A 14,762-nucleotide genomic window follows, 5' to 3' on the forward strand; every position below is an offset into this window, starting at 1 on the left:
CTGTGAAATTTCAAAAAATTAATAGTAAAATTCTCTTACAAAGAGAATTTTCTTTGAAAAAGGCAAACTTGCTGAAAGGCAGGGACGCAAAGCCACGGGCCTACGGGGAACTATGGCCGCCGGGCTGCCAGAGAAAAAGGCCGGAGACCGCCTTTTCCTTTGGATCACTTCCAAGGAGGAAAAGAGATGAAAATGAAGAAACCATTTGCCGCGGTGATGGCCGCTATGCTGCTCGCTTCGTCGGCGACAGGTGTATCCGCAGGGAAAGATGAGCGGAAAGGGATGGAGATCGCGTTCAAGGACACGGGCGGCATGCATTGGGTGAAGGATTCCATCGGCCGGATGAAGTCGAAAGGGATTTTCCAGGGCTATGGCGACGGGCTGTTCCAGCCGTATAAGCCGGTCACGCGGCTGCAGTCGGTGATCACGGTCGTGCGTCTGCTCGGACTCGAAGAGGAAGCGAAAGCGACTGCGGTCGGCGCTCCGCTCAATTTCAAAGATGTCAATTCAATCAATGAAAAGTATTACGGCTATTTGTCCGTTGCCATCGAGGCGGGAGTGCTCGAAGCTGAGGGCGATTCGTTCAACGCATACAAGCCGGCGAGCCGGCTGTGGGTGTCGGAGCTTCTCGTGAAAGCGCTCGGTCTGCTGGATGAAGCGGCGGCGGAAGCCGGGGAGACTCCTGAATTCACGGATACGGCCACGCTGTCGGCTGCGCAGTCGGGCTTCGTGAATGTGGCTGCGGATTACGATATTTTTGCGGGCACGGTCGAAGGTGCGTTCAAGCCGAATGATCCGATCACCCGTGCGCAGATGGCGGCGGTCCTCGACCGGACGTATGGCGCGCTTTTGGAAGTGGAAGGCGCACTGGCCGTGAACGGCACAGTGACAGGGACGGATTTCTCGGCATCGCCGGGGACTGTGACGGTGCGTGATTTCACAGGGGCCGAGGCAACGTATTTTATTCCATCGGACCTGCTCGTGCAGTTCGGCACACGGTTTTTGACGGCGGACCAGATTCAGGCCGGTGACGTGGTGGAACTGTTTGTCGAGGAAGGCGTCGTGACGGAAGCGGCGATTTACGATGGAGCGGCGGAAGAAGTGCTGCAGCCGGGTCTCCAGCGCGTGAAGGTGGAAGCGGAGCTTGCGGATGGCACGGAGTTCGAATTGTCGTACCGCTTCAAGAAAGGGCAGGAAGTCGGTTCGATCGAGATTGAAGGGCCTGAAGGGGAGTCCGAAGAGAAAGGCGCTGAAGCGCTTGCTTCGATCGGGGAGTACCTGGCGGCTTGGCAGCTGACGCCGGACATGACGGCTGAAGCGTTTGAAGCGGCGATTGCGGCATCGTTCACTTCGGAAATCGAGGAGCTGGAAGCGAGCGCGCTGTTTGCGGACGGCACGAAGCTGAAGGTGGATGACGAAGAGGAAGAAGCGGAGACCGGGTTCCTAGGTGTAACGGAGTTCGAAGTGTCGGCGGAATTCCCGGATGGCGATTCGTTCAAAGCGAAGTATAAGAACGAAGGCGGGGAAGCGGACGCTGAAATCGTGACGGAAGAAGGCGGAGTTGAAGCGGAAGCCGCGGAAAGCGAAGCGGCTGTGCAGCTTGAAGCATGGCTGACCGCTCTTGCCCTGACGCCTGACGTGGAGCCGGCGGTCCTGCAGGAAGCGGTCGCGGCGGCAGTCGGGATTACGGTGACGGAAACAGCAGCATTCGACGTGGAAGTAACATTCGCCGGCGGTGAGAAAGTGAAGTCGGCGTTTGAAATGGAAGAGGCGGAAGACGAAGATGATGAAGAAAATGAAGAGGAAACTGAAACAGTTCCTGAATAACGGCAGTGACCGCCAAGTGTGCGGTGCCTGACCGGCTGGATAGCTGAATGACAGAATCTCGGATGACCGCTGCGTTCGTAGCGGGATCCGGGATTTTTTAGCAGGATTCTGCGGTGCCTGGCACCCATTTTCTGAAAATGGGTGCCAGGCACTGCGATTTCTCGCCGTCCGGTGACTGAATAGTCCGGTAAATGTGGCGGCGGGGGCTGACAGGAAGGAGGGGACCGCGGTGCAGAGCGTGGTGTCGAAAGGGCCGACGGTGTCGGAAGCGATTGAGAGCGGACTGGCGATTTTGGAAACGACGAAAAAAGAAGTGGAAATCGAAGTCATCCAGCAGGCGGAGCGGAAGTTGTGGGGATTGCGGAAGGTGCCGGCGGTGGTGAAGCTGTCGATGGCCACTGAAAAGGCGGCCCCTGTTGAGGAAACGGCTAACAGGCTGTCGGCGGACGCGCTGCTGGACCGGATTTTGGAAGAGCATCCGGCGAGTCCTGCGGCGGATCCGGCGGTGTCGCCGCACTTGAGGCGGCGAGCCGGCAGTCGGTGTTTTCGCGGGATGCCGATGAGGATCTCGGCGGGAAAGCGTGGGTTTCGGACGGCAAGCTGCACTGCCGGGAGTCGCCGGGGCATATGCCGGCGGTCCGGATCGGCGAAGGGGTGCGGCTGTACAGGAATGGACAGCCGGTTCAGGAGCCGGTGGCGATTTTGTCGGAAAAAGATGCGTGGGAAGCGGTCGCTGTAGATGAGGAAATCCCGACGGACTGGGCAGTGGAAATGGACCGGGAAAAAGTGACGGTGACGCTTACCGTGCAGCCGGGCTGCGTCATCAGGCGGTCGCTGTTGGATACAGGGCCCGGGTTCCATGTGGATTTGGCTGCGGCTGAAAAAAGGGAGCCGCTGAATGATTTGCCGCTGGAACTGGTGGCGCATAAGCTGGACGCGCTCGGTGTCACGCGCGGCAAAGACGAACAGGCACTGAAGTCGGCGCAGGCGACGGAAGTGCCAGGCACTTTCATCGTCGCTGCGGGCAAAGCGGCGGAGCCGGGGAAAGACGGCTGGTTTGAGCCGTTTATCAGCCTGGAAGTGGCGGATGTGCTGAAGGAGGATGAACAGGGGCGGATCGATTACCGGGAGAGCCGGTCGTTTCCGAATGTGGAAAAAGGCGACGTGATCGGAACGATCCACCCGCCGGTTCCGGGTAAGACCGGGTACACGGTGACGGATGAACCGCTTCCGCCGAAACCGGTGAAGCCGGCTTCGGTCCGGGCGGTCGCCGGTGCTGAAGTGGCGGACGGGAAAGTGGTCGCTACGGAATCCGGCCGGCCGCGTGTGGAGAAGCGGGGCCGGAATTTATTCGTTTCCGTCGTGCCGAAACTGGTCCACAACGGCGATGTCGGGCTGGAGTCGGGCAACATCCGCTTTAAAGGGGATGTGGAAGTGCTCGGCGACATCGGGGAAGGCATGCTGGTCGAAGCGGATGGGGATGTCATCGTCCATAAAGTGACGAACGGTGCGACGGTGACGACTTCCGGCATGGTGCTGTCGCATGGCAATATCATTGGTTCTGAAATTTCCGCAGGAGAGAACAATATGCTGGTCACGGAACTCGGCCAGCTGCTGGGGACGCTTCATCTTCAGACGGAACAAGTGATCAGCATCGCGGAGCAGCTGATCCATTCCCCGGCGTTCAATCCGGCGGATGTGGAATCGGCCGGTCTGCAGCCGGTCATCCGAGTAATTGTGGATAAGAAGTTCAAAGGGCTGCCGGGGCTGGTCAAGAAGTACCGGGAAATCACGGAGCGCGGAGAGAAATTCCTTTTGGATGACCGGTGGAAGGCCGTTTCCGGTCAGCTCGCAGAGGCTTATCTGTCCTTGACGACAGAAAAGCTGCGAATGGAGAAGCTGGTTTTATTGAGCAAGACGATGAAGGAACTGCATGAGCTGAGTGAGACGGCGGCCGAACCCGACGCGGCCATCGTGGTGCCGATGGTGCTGAACAGTTCGCTCTATTGCAGCGGGGATATCATGGTCAGCGGGACGGGATGCGTGAATTCGAAAGTGCATGCCGGCGGGAAGGCGTCGATTTCCGGCATTGCCCGCGGGGGGACGATTTTCGGGCGGCTCGGCGCCGCCGTCGGGGAGACCGGCGCGGAAAGCGGGACGAAGACGACGATTGCGGTCCCAGCGGAACAGGAGATCCGGATCGGCATCGGCCGGGAAGGGACGGTGCTGCAGTTCGGCAAGCATGAGTATGTGCTGAAGGAGACGCGGGAGAACATCGTGGCGAGGCTCGATGAGAGCGGGCGTGTGGTTTTGTAGGAGCGTGTGGTATTTGTTTGCGTGGAGTCGCTTTATTTTGCGGTGCCTGGCACCCATTTTCTGAAAATGGGTGCCAGGCACCTCGTTTTTTTACTGAGTTCGCAAGATTTTTTGCATGGGTTTTCCTTTGGCGAGTTCGTCGATGAGTTTGTCGAGGCGGCGGATTTCCTGCATGGTCGGTTCTTCGATTTCTTCGACGCGGACGCCACAGATGACGCCTTTGATGGATGTCCGGGCAGGATTCGGCCCTGGCGCTTCGGCGAAGAAGGTTTCGAAGTCGGTCCCTTTGCCGAGCTGCCCTTCCAGTTCTTCTTGGCTGTATCCGGTCAGCCAGCGGATGATTTCATCGACTTCTGTTTTGGTCCGCTGTTTTTTCTCCGCTTTTTTGATGTAATGCGGGTAGACGCTTGCGAAGCTCATGGAGTAGATTTTATGGCCGGCCATGATTCGGTCCTCCTTCTGTGGGGTTGTGGTGGAAGCCAGAAGGACTGGCTGTCACTTCCTGCTTCCAGTTTATCATGAACGGGGGGAGAAGATGGCAAGGGATGGAGGGTTCTTGGTTTATTGGCAGGAAGGGGCCTGGAACGTAAATAAACTGAAACGTTCGTGGGGATTTTTTTCAGTATGGTTATTGCATTTTTACCAATCTGCCTAAAAATTGGTGCTGTCCTGTTTTATTGGACTGTGTCGTGGAAAACGTAGGAATGTAACCAACACAAGTTCCAAAGGAGGTACAAGAAACATGGCGAAACTGAAGAAGTTCTCTGCAGCGGCTCTCGCAACGGGTCTTGTCCTCGGGGGCGGACTTTCAGCCTAAGCTGCGGAAATTGTTACGGTAGAAGCAGGAGACACATTTTGGGACATTGCGAATGAATACGGGGTAGACGTGGATGAACTCATCGAGAATAACGATGAATTCGATCCGACAGCTCTACCGGTCGGCGCTGAAGTGAACGTCGACATTGAAGATGAATCTTATTTCATCGAGCCTGGCGATACGCTTTCGGAGATTGCGGCCGAGTTCGATACAACTGTGGACACATTGATTGAATACAATCCTGGCGTGGAAGCGACCGAACTGATGCCGGGTGACGCCATCACGATAGGACCGGCTGAAGACGGCGTCGTCGATGAGGTTGAAGAAGACGACGAAGCGTTTGAATATGACGATGAAGACGATATCGACGAGTTTGAAGAAGAAGACGAGCTCTTGGATGAAGAAGAGGACGAATTTCTCGAATAAGTAGGACGAGTTGATGCGGCGGGTGGTTGACCCGCCGTTTTTTTGTGCTGTTTTCTAATCGAATTCTAATTTGTCTGTCACTTTTGTGGCGATTTTATGTGATAAAATCAAGAAAATACAAAGGAGGGAATCCCGTGAAAAAACGGAATGCGGTTATAGCAGTCGCAGCGTCCGCCGCGGCGCTCGGGGGACTGGCATTCACTTCCCAGCAGTATTTCGCGGCGGGTGAAGCGGACGTGTCTTTTGATGAGGCGAAACAGATCGCTCTTGAAGCGGTTCCTGGCGAAATCGAGGAAGAAGAGACGGAAAAAGAGAATGGGTCGGTCTCTTATGAATTCGATATCATTGCCGATGAAGACGGCGTCGAGTATGAAGTGGAAGTGGACGCAGCCGGGGAAACGGCGATAGAAGTGGAAGATGAAGAAGCGGAAGGCACGGAAGAAGACGATGATGACCAGGAAGAAGCGGAATAAAGAGACCGTTTGGGATGGTGCTGTCCCGGGGTGGAGAGGATGAAAATCTGCGGTGATAAAAATCTGCGGTGACAGGCACCAGTTTTCTGAATAGTTTCAGCACAAGGTACAAAACCGGCCGAGAGGATTCCCGGCCGGCATTTTTTATCTGGCTGTCTGACCGCCATCGATGGCGAATTCCGCTCCGGTGACGAAACGGGCCTCGTCTGAAGCGAGAAACAGGACTAAGTACGCCACGTCTTCTGGTTCACCGACGATGCCAAGCGGGATGTCTTTGAGTGCCGTGTTCTTCATTTCCTCGTTATCAAGTACGACGGACGTCATGGGCGTGTTGATAAAACCCGGGTGGACGGAATTGACACGGATGTTGTCGCTGCCCAGTTCAACTGCCAGCCCTTTGGTCAGGAGCCGGGTCGCTCCTTTGGAAGCGGTGTAGTGGATGCCTGCCGCACCGCCGACAAGCCCTGCCATGGAAGAGATGTTGACGATCGAGCCGCCGCCCGCCTTCCTCATTTCCGGAATGACTGCTTTTGCCCCGAGGAAGTTGCTGGTTGCGTTCACGTTGATGAACCGGTTCCATGCGTCCATGTCGATTTCGTCCACTTGGGCAAATCCTTCTGCACCACCGATTCCTGCGTTGTTGATGAGAATGTCGACTTTGCCGTATGTCTCGACGGTTTTTGAGATGACTTTTTCCCATTCCTCTTTGCTCGTTACGTTGTGGGTCAGGGCGATCGCTTCCCCGCCGTTTTGCGTGATGCCGTCCACGACTTTCTGCAATCGATCCTCCTGGATATCTGTCGCCACGACTTTCGCGCCTTCCCTAGCGAAAATTTCCGCTTCCGCCGCACCTTGTCCGCTCGCTGCTCCGGTGATGATGGCGACTTTGCCTGCCAGTCTGCTCAATGCAATCCCTCCCAATTTTTAGTTGCTTTTTAATTTTAATATTCAGATATTTTTCTGTCCAGTAGGGGTGTTGTGGAAGCTTTGCTTTATTCCTTGGGTCAAGCACTTTTCGGGTGCTGGCGTTAAACGTGTTCTGCCGTTTTTCGATGAGCTGGCTTTTTTTATTTCTTCCGCTACTTTTAACTTGGTTTTAAAGAAGGATGCGTAACGTGGAGGGTGGGTTGATGCGCCGACGATCAGGCGTTTGCAGCCAACATCCAGGACAGGGGGAGAAGGGATTGGCCAGTTTGTCAGGCAAGAGTGCGGTTGTAACAGGCGGGGCATCGGGAATCGGATATGCGATTGTTCAGAAGCTGCTGGAGCAGGGCGTCAGCGTAGCGATCGGGGATTTGAATGAGGAAAAAATGAAAGAGCTGGAGAAGGGGCATGGAGGAAAAGTGATCGGTGTCGTCACCGATGTCACAAAAGAAGAGGATGCGGAAGAGTTGGTCCGCCAGGCTGTCGGCACGTTCGGCGGGCTCGATTATGCATTCAATGTAGCGGGTGCATCGCGACCGGGTACGGTCACGGAACAAAGTGAGGAGGACTGGGATTTTACGGTGAACCTCTGCCTGAAAGGCGTTTTTTTGTCGCAAAAACATGAAGCGAAATACATGAAGGAGCATGGCGGGGGAGCGATTGTGAATATCGCTTCCTTGAACGCTCACGTGCCGATGTTTTATGGGGCCGCTTATTCATCAGCGAAGGCGGGAGTCGAAATGCTGACGAAAAACGCCGCGCTGGAACTGGCCCAGTACGGCATACGGGTGAACGCCATACTGCCGGAGCTCGTTTCGACGCCACTGACGAAAGAGCTGACGGATGTTGAAGCGATCAATGCCGCTTATATGGATCGCATTCCGATGCGGCGGCCGGCGGAGCCTGCTGAAATCGCGGGGCCTTCCGTGTTCTTGGTGAGTGAAGAAGCTTCGTATGTGAATGGGGCGAGTCTGCTGGTGGATGGCGCCTGGGCGGTGAGCGGGTACCCGGATTTGAGCCGGTTTATGTGAGTGACGGCGGGGTTGGTGGTTGGGGGAGTTGTGTTTGTGTCGTCGATTATTGTGTTCTTATGTTAGGGATACTCTGTCCCGCCAAGAGAATGATATGGAGATGGCAAGCAGCCGTCCGCGAAACTCGCGGACGGCTGCTTGCTTTTTGAGCGTGGTTTGGTTTTTCTGAAAAGCCAGGAATTGTATCAATTGCACGCACAATGAGAATTTTGGTGCCAGGCACCGTAAATTGGCACCGCAGGATATCATCATACCTCTCCAATTAGTCTTAATAGCCCAATTTATTTTCAAAAATTGAATTAGATATTTTTTCTCATTTTGCTGTTATTTCCAGTATTGCGAGGGTAAATAATAATCAATTAGCGCAATCGGAGAAGTGGGAAAGGAGCGAGGGCGATGGACAGGAAGAGAGGAGTTCCGGCCGGTGCGGGCAGTATGCGGCCGTTTATGGTGAGCGGAGAAAAGGCGAAATGCGGGATGTGCCTATGACTTCTACGGCGGAGCTTTTGGAGGATGTGCAGAAAACGTATGCATCGCAGTACGGGCTGACGCTGATTTTTACGGATGAACAGGGGAATGTCTTGTGGTCGGTCGAAGGAGACAATGAACTTTGCAACCGGCTGCTCCAGCAGGATGAAGGGACACTTCTGACGGAGATCAGGAAAAGCCTGAACCGGGAGTGGCGGCTGTCGAGGGCTGTCATTTACGACATGCTCCCGGGAATTTGTCTGGCGGTGACGCCTGTGCCGGCAAAAACGGGACCGACTTATTTTTTATGGGCTGGTGTGCTGATCGAAGAGGAGTCGCAGGAAATGGCACGGGAACAACTGGGCATGCTGGGACATTCTGCAGCGAACTGGGAAAGCGTTCTGCAGAATACGCCTGTGGTCACGGAACGGAATAAGCAGCAATGGCTGGACCGGGTGAACCGGCTGGCGGAACTGTCGGCGCTTTCGCTGCAGCAGGAACGGACGGCACCGCCTCCGGATGCGGCTTCAGCCCTGTTCCGGGAAGCGATCCATAGTGAGTCGTTCAGTTTTCCCGAGTTCACGGCCCGGTTTTTGGATTACAGCCCGGAAATCGATTTTATCGGACTGGCGGAACCACAGGGGCCGGATGCGTACGAAATAACGGAAATAACAGGTCCCGGCACAGAAGCGCTGCGCGGCATCACGTTTACGCCGGGGGAAGGGTTCCTCGGCCGCTCCCTTTTGACCGGTGACCGGACACTGTGGGAGAACACGGAACGGGACCGGCGTTCCGGCATGTTCCGGGCAGCCAAGTCGAGGCCGAAGTCGCTGTTTTGTGAGCCGATCCGGCGGCAGGATGGTTCGCTGTCGCTCGTATTCGGCGGCAGTTTTTCAAACCGTCACATCTCTGCGGGGATGGACGCGGAAAGCCGGATGCTCACAATTTTGCTGGAAGTCGGCATGTCGGTCCATTCCCTCCGGCAGGAAAACTCCCAGCAGCTGACCCGCCTGACGTCGCTTGTCGATATCTGCAAGCTGATGGCGTCCGCGCCGGACTTGCGCCGGATTTTATTCATGCTCGTGGATATCAGCATCAACTTGGTCGAAGGGCCGTTTTCGTGCGTCGTCCTGAAAGACCGGGAAAACCAAAAATCCAGCTGGTGTCCCGGGGAGAGTTCAACGGACGGCTGGAGGAATACGCGAAAGACGTGACGAGGCGGTCGAATCATTTGACGACGCACACTCGGCCGGGCTCCCAGGAACCGCATCTCTCCACGGCGGCTTCGGGCAGCCGGGTGATCGAATGCCCGCTCCTGCAGGGCGATGAATTGTTCGGTATCCTATGTGTCGGCGTCGACGACCTTTCGGAATCGCAGCTGCAGGAACATCTCGCGTTTTTACAGACGCTGTCCATCATCGGCGGCGTATCGCTCCAGCTGGCCGGCCGGAAAGAGGGCAAACGGGCGGATGAGAAAGTGGAAGCCTTGCACCGGGCGTCTGGTGAATTCGATCCGGACGCTTTCCGGCAGTCCGAAGAGATGGCGCTGCTTGCTGCTGAATTTGCGGTGAAGATCGGAATGGCTCAGGAAACGGCGAAAAGCGTGCTCCAAGCCTGTCAGCTCGTCTGTTATTCGCCGGAATTCATCCGCGGGACGTTCCCGGACAGCCGGATTTCCGACATTTTAGAGGAAGGGAATGCGTTGGCTGGTGGAGAGCCGTCTGGAAATGAACAAGGAACGGAACCGGAGGCCGTGATATTTGCGCTTGTGCAGGGCTACATCCGAAATGATTACCGGCTCGAAGCGGTCGCTCACTTGGAAAGGGTGGATGAATCCATTTATCAGCAGTTTCTTTCATTTATTCGCAGCAGCCATGTCACCGAAACGGAGCTCGATCTGACCGATATGGAAGCGGCGGATGAGGAAAGCGCGACGGTCACTGAGGCCATCCGGAATTTGAGTGCCCTGTCGCCGCGGGAGCGGGAAGTGCTGTCTTTGATTACGGAAGGCATGAACAACCGGGAAATCGCCGAAGAACTATTCATCAGTGACCATACGGTGAAAAATCATGTGACGAAAATCTTTCAGAAACTGGAAGTTTCCGACCGCGCGCATGCCATTTCGAAAGTTTACCGCAGCATGTATGCGAAAAAGAACGGCTGACGGCCGGCGATACAGGAGGGCGGCGGTCCGCAAATGAGAAGAGAAGGGGATACCCGATTGCCGCTCCCCCCATTAAGATAGAGCTATACCCGGTCGGATAGCACGACGCGGCCGGTGGAACAAAATCCGTACAATGAACCATTGAAACCGAATCGGAAAACGCCAGGTGATTTCATCCAGTCCGGTGAAGTGCTACCGCCGGATAACACAGTTAAAAGGAGGAAAGTGATGACCGCGAAAAAAATGCTTCCGCTTCAAATGGAATGCATGATGCTGTTTCAGTCGGACCCGCTGCTGGCCCTGTCTATTGACGAGCTGGCCGGCAAGCTGGGAATAAAACAAGAAGAGATCCAGCTCGTGCTGGATCTGCTGGTGAAACAGGGGATCATCCGTCAGTCTGCTGATGCACCGGCCCAGCTGTTCACCTATCAGGAGCCGGTAACCGTCGCCGAGTTTGATGTCAATCGAACAAAACAGCAGACAATCGGAGATCTTTAAACACAAAGTGCGTTAGCGGGAGGCAGCCTGTCAGGCGGCATACCCGCTTTTTTTATTGCCCATTTCCATACAGGGGAATGGAAGGGGGGCAATAGGAACGGGAGTAGGACAATAGGAGTGAATCCGGCTTTTTTTGTTCCGAATAGGAGCTGGTTCTTATTGCATAGGATAAGCGAATAACAGGAACGGCAGGGGATATTTTTTTATTCGCTGACGGTGCATACTATGACTTGTAAGTTGATCAGCAAAACTGCAAACGACCCCGAGGAGGTGCAGATGGATGGAATTGATCAACTTCTCCAACGGCCGGACGATCGCGGCGGATTTAAAAGAAGCGTACCGCTTCTGGCCGAGATTCAAAGGTCTGATGATGACGGAACAATTTCCGGAAGGCGGGGCGCTCCACTTGGCTCCATGCCCATCGGTCCACACGTTCTTCATGAAGTACGCGATTGATGTCTTATACCTTAATGAGGAGAACGGGATTGTCGGACTCGAGGAAAACCTGGAGCCGGGGAAACTGGGCAGACGGTTCCCGGGCGCACGCTCGGTGATCGAACTCCCTGCCGGAACCATCCGTCGCACCTCCGCCGCTGTCGGTCACACTGTAGCATTCGCTGAAGGCAACAAGACGCAAGCCGGCCAGCCACTGACAAAACAAAATACGAAGTAATGGGAGAGATTTCACATGATGGAATTGTTCAAAGCGCTTTTCACTGAAGAAGACGGACAGGGTATGACTGAGTACGGGTTGATCCTTGGGTTGATCGCGGTTGGCGTAATCGCAGCAATCGCATTATTGGGAGACCAGCTGAAAGTATTCTTTGATAACATTACTGGAAATATCACAACTGAAACAGGAAATACAGGTACACCGACACCGTAACCTGAACTTAGTTTCTGAAGAAGGACCCGGGAAACACAACGGGTCCTTTTCTTTCAATAATAGGAACTGAATCAAAAAACGACTGAAAGGATGGCTGGCATGCTCGATATTTTCCTTCTATTAATACTAGCCGTTTGCGTCATCACCGATGTGAAGAGCCGAAAAATCTACAATAAAGTGATATATCCAGCGCTGCTTGTGACGTTCGCTTACCACTTATTCACGGGCGGCGTCGATGCATTGGGCCAGTCTTTCATTGGCTTTTTGATCGGGTTCGGCCTGCTGCTCATCCCGTACATGATGGGCGGCATGGGGGCGGGCGATGTGAAACTGCTCGCGCTCGTCGGGGCATTGAAAGGCGGGGCGTTCGTGTTCGAGTCGTTCTTTTACATCGCCATCATCGGCGCGGCGATCGCGCTCGGCATCATCGTATTCCGGAGCGGTGTGCTGAAGCAGCTGATGTTTGCGCTGCTCAGCTTCAGAACGAAAGGCGCGACCCGTGCTTTATTGCCGAAAGGGTCACTGACGGCGACGTACCCGTACGGCGTCGCGATCGCGGGCGGTGCGGTGCTGTGCCTCGTGTTTCAGGGAGGCTGGATGGCGTGAGGAAAAAGGAGGATGGCCAGTCCCTTGTCGAGTTCGCCCTCGTGCTGCCGCTGATATTGCTGCTGCTTGTCGGTGTGATCGATTTCGGACGGATCCTCCAGACACATCTTCAGATGGAGCTGGTCACTCAGGAAGCGGTCCGGCTCGGAGGACTGGGGCAGACGGATGAAGCGATCCGGGCGTTCGCAAAACAAGAGTTCGAGGCGAAAGATCCGGCGCTGCTGACGGTATCGGTCACGCCTTCGGGCATCCGGCCTTCCGGCACTTACGTCACGGTGGAGATGAGTTATCCGGAGGATCTGTTCACGCCGCTGGGGGATTTCGCGCTGCCTTACACAGTGACAGCAAGTTCGACGATACGAGTGGAATGAGGGACGGCATGATGAGAGAAATATTCCATAGAGAAGACGGCAACGCGCTCGTCCTGATCACGTTATGTTTTTCGGTCATGATGATGGCGTTCGGCCTTGTCATCGATGGCGGCCATCTTTATATGCAGAAAAGCCATCTGGAAAAAACGGTGAACGCGGCGGCACTGTCGGGCGCGCAGGAAATCCCGAACAGCCAGGCGAAAGTCGACCAGGTCGTCAGTGAAGTGCTGAGCGCGCATGGCGAGAGCGCGAGTTTGCTGTCTTCTGCAGTTGAAAATGGCCGCCAGCTGCGAGTCGGCTTGGAAAAGGACGTGCCGCTGTTCTTCGCTTCCCTGTTCGGAATCGATACGGTGACGATCCAGGCGGATGCCAAGGCGGGACTTAATCCGGTGAGCGCTGCAACAGGGGTCGTTCCACTCGGGATGGACGAATCGGTGGAGCTGGTCTACGGACAGACATATACATTGAAAGTGGATGCCGGGGATTCGGCGAGCGGCAATTTCGGCGTACTGGCGCTCGACGGCCCGGGTGCGAAGACCTACGGCGAAACATTGACGCATGGATTCGATGAAGAAATCCGGGTGGGTGACATCATCAACACACAGACCGGGAACATCGCCGGTGCGACCCGGACCGGAATCAATTCCAGGATCGACAGCTGCCCGTCGGTCGATTACGAGGCGCGGAATTGTCCGCGGGTCATGATGGTCCTCGTCTATAAGCCGTACACACAGACGACGAATCAGCTGACGAGCGTCCAGATCACCGGATTCGCCTACTTTTATGTAACGGACCGGATGAGCAGCACGGACGATTCGATTAAAGGAATATTCATTAAACGGGCTGGTGCCGGTTCATCCGGCACTGCCGCAACGCCTGACCGCGGCGCGTATGCAATCAAACTGACACAATAGGTGGGAAGCGGATGAAACCGAAAAAGATATTGCTGCTTGCAATTGTTTCAGGACTGGTCACGACGTTCGTGTTTTATTTGTTCATCGGCCAGCAGCAACCGGCAGCGGTCGCCGAACAGCCGGCGATGGTGAGTGTGGTGACGGCCGCGGCCGATCTTCAGGAGAGCGAGGAAATCACCGCGGAAAGCCTGACAATAAAAGAAGTGCCGGAAGGCCAGGTCCATGCGGATGCGATCCGCGATGAGGCGGAGATCGTCGGCAAATACACAGCGGCGCCGATCAAAGCGGGTGAAGTCATCCTGCTGCACCGGATCCAGCAGGAAGGGGAAGTGAAAGTCGCTTCCAAGAAAATTGCAGAAGGCTACCGGGCGGTATCGATCAACGTCGATTTCGTGAAGTCGGTCTCGAATCTGATCGAACCGGAGGATATGGTGGATGTGGTGCTCACGAAGACCGTTGAATTGCCGGAAGGTCCGGAAATTCTCACTGAACTGATGCTGGAAAACGTAAAGGTGCTGGCGGTCGGCAAACGGTTCACCGAAGCGAAAGAAGGGGAGCCACCTGCCGAATACATGGCGGTCACGCTGGAACTGACGCCGGAAGATGCGGTGGAATTGGTCGATGCGAGCAGCAGAGGCAGTCTGCAATTGCTGCTCCGCAGCCAGCTAATCTCAGAAGGAACGCCGGAAGAACCGGCTGAAGAAGTTCTTTCGGAATCAACGGACAAGGAACTGACGGAAGCAGTGGAGACAGCATCAGATGAGGAGCGGAATGTACCGGCTCCGGCTGTCATCTCCATTCCGGAACGGTCGCTGATCCGGAACGGTCCGTCGCTCGAAGCGGACGTCCTTGGCGTCGTGGAAGCGGGGGCATTGCTGACCGACTTGCATGAAGAAGAAATGGATGAAGACGGCCGGCTTTGGTTCCGGGTGGAAACGAAGGATCAGCTCCAGGGCTGGATCAGCAGCCGTATCGTCAAATACGAGAACGAGTGAGGAACTTTGCTGTGTGTTCTTCTTGAAGAGCTGGACTTAACAGTAT

General features: G+C 55.3%; 17 protein-coding genes and 1 riboswitch. Of the genes, 15 read left to right on the plus strand and 2 right to left on the minus strand.

Annotated features, from left to right (window positions below; translation table 11 throughout):
• Positions 1–51 precede the first annotated feature (51 nt).
• Positions 52–132, plus strand: a riboswitch (cyclic di-GMP riboswitch).
• Between the two features lie 54 nt (positions 133–186).
• The 3 genes from CCE92_RS08515 to CCE92_RS08525 all read left to right on the plus strand — a co-directional run bounded on the left by CCE92_RS08515 (position 187) and on the right by CCE92_RS08525 (position 4,143).
• On the plus strand, positions 187–1,827 hold the full coding sequence (locus tag CCE92_RS08515) for an S-layer homology domain-containing protein (protein WP_088007092.1): 1,641 nt from the start codon (positions 187–189) through the stop codon (positions 1,825–1,827).
• Positions 1,828–2,056: 229 nt separating this feature from the next.
• The gene (locus CCE92_RS08520; RefSeq protein WP_162287844.1) at positions 2,057–2,566 is read left to right on the plus strand and encodes a Jag N-terminal domain-containing protein; all 510 of its coding nucleotides are present in this window, start codon (positions 2,057–2,059) and stop codon (positions 2,564–2,566) included.
• A complete protein-coding gene (locus CCE92_RS08525) occupies positions 2,455–4,143 on the plus strand; it encodes a flagellar assembly protein A (protein WP_088007094.1) in 1,689 nt (562 codons plus the stop codon). Before CCE92_RS08520 ends, CCE92_RS08525 begins: the two co-directional genes overlap by 112 nt.
• Before the next feature lie 90 nt (positions 4,144–4,233).
• Here the strand turns inward: CCE92_RS08525 and CCE92_RS08530 are convergent, their stop codons facing one another.
• Entirely contained in the window at positions 4,234–4,587 is a 354-nt protein-coding gene (locus tag CCE92_RS08530; RefSeq protein ID WP_088007095.1) for a DUF2200 domain-containing protein, read from the minus strand.
• 442 nt (positions 4,588–5,029) lie between these two features.
• Between CCE92_RS08530 and CCE92_RS08535 the strand changes: the two genes are divergently transcribed.
• Complete coding sequence (locus CCE92_RS08535) at positions 5,030–5,386, plus strand: LysM peptidoglycan-binding domain-containing protein (RefSeq protein ID WP_088007096.1); 357 nt, start codon at positions 5,030–5,032, stop codon at positions 5,384–5,386.
• 134 nt (positions 5,387–5,520) lie between these two features.
• Complete coding sequence (locus CCE92_RS08540; protein ID WP_206601394.1) at positions 5,521–5,859, plus strand: PepSY domain-containing protein; 339 nt, start codon at positions 5,521–5,523, stop codon at positions 5,857–5,859.
• Positions 5,860–6,003: 144 nt separating this feature from the next.
• Here the strand turns inward: CCE92_RS08540 and CCE92_RS08545 are convergent, their stop codons facing one another.
• Positions 6,004–6,765 carry an SDR family NAD(P)-dependent oxidoreductase gene (locus CCE92_RS08545; protein WP_088007098.1) on the minus strand — a complete coding sequence of 254 codons (762 nt, stop codon included), beginning with the start codon at positions 6,763–6,765 and terminating at the stop codon, positions 6,004–6,006.
• Positions 6,766–7,043: 278 nt separating this feature from the next.
• On the opposite strand from CCE92_RS08545, the gene CCE92_RS08550 reads away from it, so the two are divergent.
• The 10 genes from CCE92_RS08550 to cpaB all read left to right on the plus strand — a co-directional run bounded on the left by CCE92_RS08550 (position 7,044) and on the right by cpaB (position 14,716).
• Positions 7,044–7,814, plus strand: a complete 771-nt coding sequence (locus tag CCE92_RS08550; protein WP_206601395.1) for an SDR family NAD(P)-dependent oxidoreductase — start codon at positions 7,044–7,046, stop codon at positions 7,812–7,814.
• A gap of 470 nt (positions 7,815–8,284) precedes the next feature.
• A complete protein-coding gene (locus CCE92_RS08555) occupies positions 8,285–9,496 on the plus strand; it encodes a PocR ligand-binding domain-containing protein (RefSeq protein ID WP_088007100.1) in 1,212 nt (403 codons plus the stop codon).
• Between the two features lie 17 nt (positions 9,497–9,513).
• The gene (locus tag CCE92_RS08560) at positions 9,514–10,446 is read left to right on the plus strand and encodes a response regulator transcription factor (protein WP_241535938.1); all 933 of its coding nucleotides are present in this window, start codon (positions 9,514–9,516) and stop codon (positions 10,444–10,446) included.
• A 228-nt stretch (positions 10,447–10,674) separates the two neighbouring features.
• Complete coding sequence (locus CCE92_RS08565; RefSeq protein ID WP_088007101.1) at positions 10,675–10,944, plus strand: hypothetical protein; 270 nt, start codon at positions 10,675–10,677, stop codon at positions 10,942–10,944.
• Between the two features lie 280 nt (positions 10,945–11,224).
• A complete protein-coding gene (locus CCE92_RS08570) occupies positions 11,225–11,617 on the plus strand; it encodes a DUF192 domain-containing protein (protein ID WP_088007102.1) in 393 nt (130 codons plus the stop codon).
• Positions 11,618–11,632: 15 nt separating this feature from the next.
• On the plus strand, positions 11,633–11,830 hold the full coding sequence (locus CCE92_RS08575) for a Flp family type IVb pilin (protein ID WP_088007103.1): 198 nt from the start codon (positions 11,633–11,635) through the stop codon (positions 11,828–11,830).
• A 99-nt stretch (positions 11,831–11,929) separates the two neighbouring features.
• Positions 11,930–12,436 (plus strand): A24 family peptidase, encoded by a 507-nt coding sequence (locus tag CCE92_RS08580; protein ID WP_088007104.1) that lies wholly within the window; start codon positions 11,930–11,932, stop codon positions 12,434–12,436.
• Positions 12,433–12,807 (plus strand): TadE/TadG family type IV pilus assembly protein, encoded by a 375-nt coding sequence (locus CCE92_RS08585; RefSeq protein ID WP_088007105.1) that lies wholly within the window; start codon positions 12,433–12,435, stop codon positions 12,805–12,807. Before CCE92_RS08580 ends, CCE92_RS08585 begins: the two co-directional genes overlap by 4 nt.
• 8 nt (positions 12,808–12,815) lie before the next feature.
• Positions 12,816–13,721 carry a pilus assembly protein TadG-related protein gene (locus CCE92_RS08590; protein ID WP_088007106.1) on the plus strand — a complete coding sequence of 302 codons (906 nt, stop codon included), beginning with the start codon at positions 12,816–12,818 and terminating at the stop codon, positions 13,719–13,721.
• An 11-nt stretch (positions 13,722–13,732) separates the two neighbouring features.
• Positions 13,733–14,716, plus strand: a complete 984-nt coding sequence (gene cpaB / locus CCE92_RS08595; protein WP_088007107.1) for a Flp pilus assembly protein CpaB — start codon at positions 13,733–13,735, stop codon at positions 14,714–14,716.
• The last annotated feature ends 46 nt before the right edge of the window (positions 14,717–14,762 follow it).

The organism is Indiicoccus explosivorum (assembly GCF_002167005.1).
Taxonomy (GTDB): domain Bacteria; phylum Bacillota; class Bacilli; order Bacillales_A; family Planococcaceae; genus Indiicoccus; species Indiicoccus explosivorum.

Coding starts and splice junctions, on each gene's coding strand:
- CCE92_RS08580 (WP_088007104.1), top strand. CDS start 11,930: ATGCTCGATATTTTCCTTCTATTAATACTAGCCGTTTGCGTCATCACC.
- CCE92_RS08565 (WP_088007101.1), top strand. CDS start 10,675: ATGACCGCGAAAAAAATGCTTCCGCTTCAAATGGAATGCATGATGCTG.
- CCE92_RS08515 (WP_088007092.1), top strand. CDS start 187: ATGAAAATGAAGAAACCATTTGCCGCGGTGATGGCCGCTATGCTGCTC.
- CCE92_RS08590 (WP_088007106.1), top strand. CDS start 12,816: ATGATGAGAGAAATATTCCATAGAGAAGACGGCAACGCGCTCGTCCTG.
- CCE92_RS08570 (WP_088007102.1), top strand. CDS start 11,225: ATGGAATTGATCAACTTCTCCAACGGCCGGACGATCGCGGCGGATTTA.
- cpaB (WP_088007107.1), top strand. CDS start 13,733: ATGAAACCGAAAAAGATATTGCTGCTTGCAATTGTTTCAGGACTGGTC.
- CCE92_RS08575 (WP_088007103.1), top strand. CDS start 11,633: ATGATGGAATTGTTCAAAGCGCTTTTCACTGAAGAAGACGGACAGGGT.
- CCE92_RS08530 (WP_088007095.1), bottom strand. CDS start 4,587: ATGGCCGGCCATAAAATCTACTCCATGAGCTTCGCAAGCGTCTACCCG.
- CCE92_RS08525 (WP_088007094.1), top strand. CDS start 2,455: ATGCCGGCGGTCCGGATCGGCGAAGGGGTGCGGCTGTACAGGAATGGA.
- CCE92_RS08555 (WP_088007100.1), top strand. CDS start 8,285: ATGCGGGATGTGCCTATGACTTCTACGGCGGAGCTTTTGGAGGATGTG.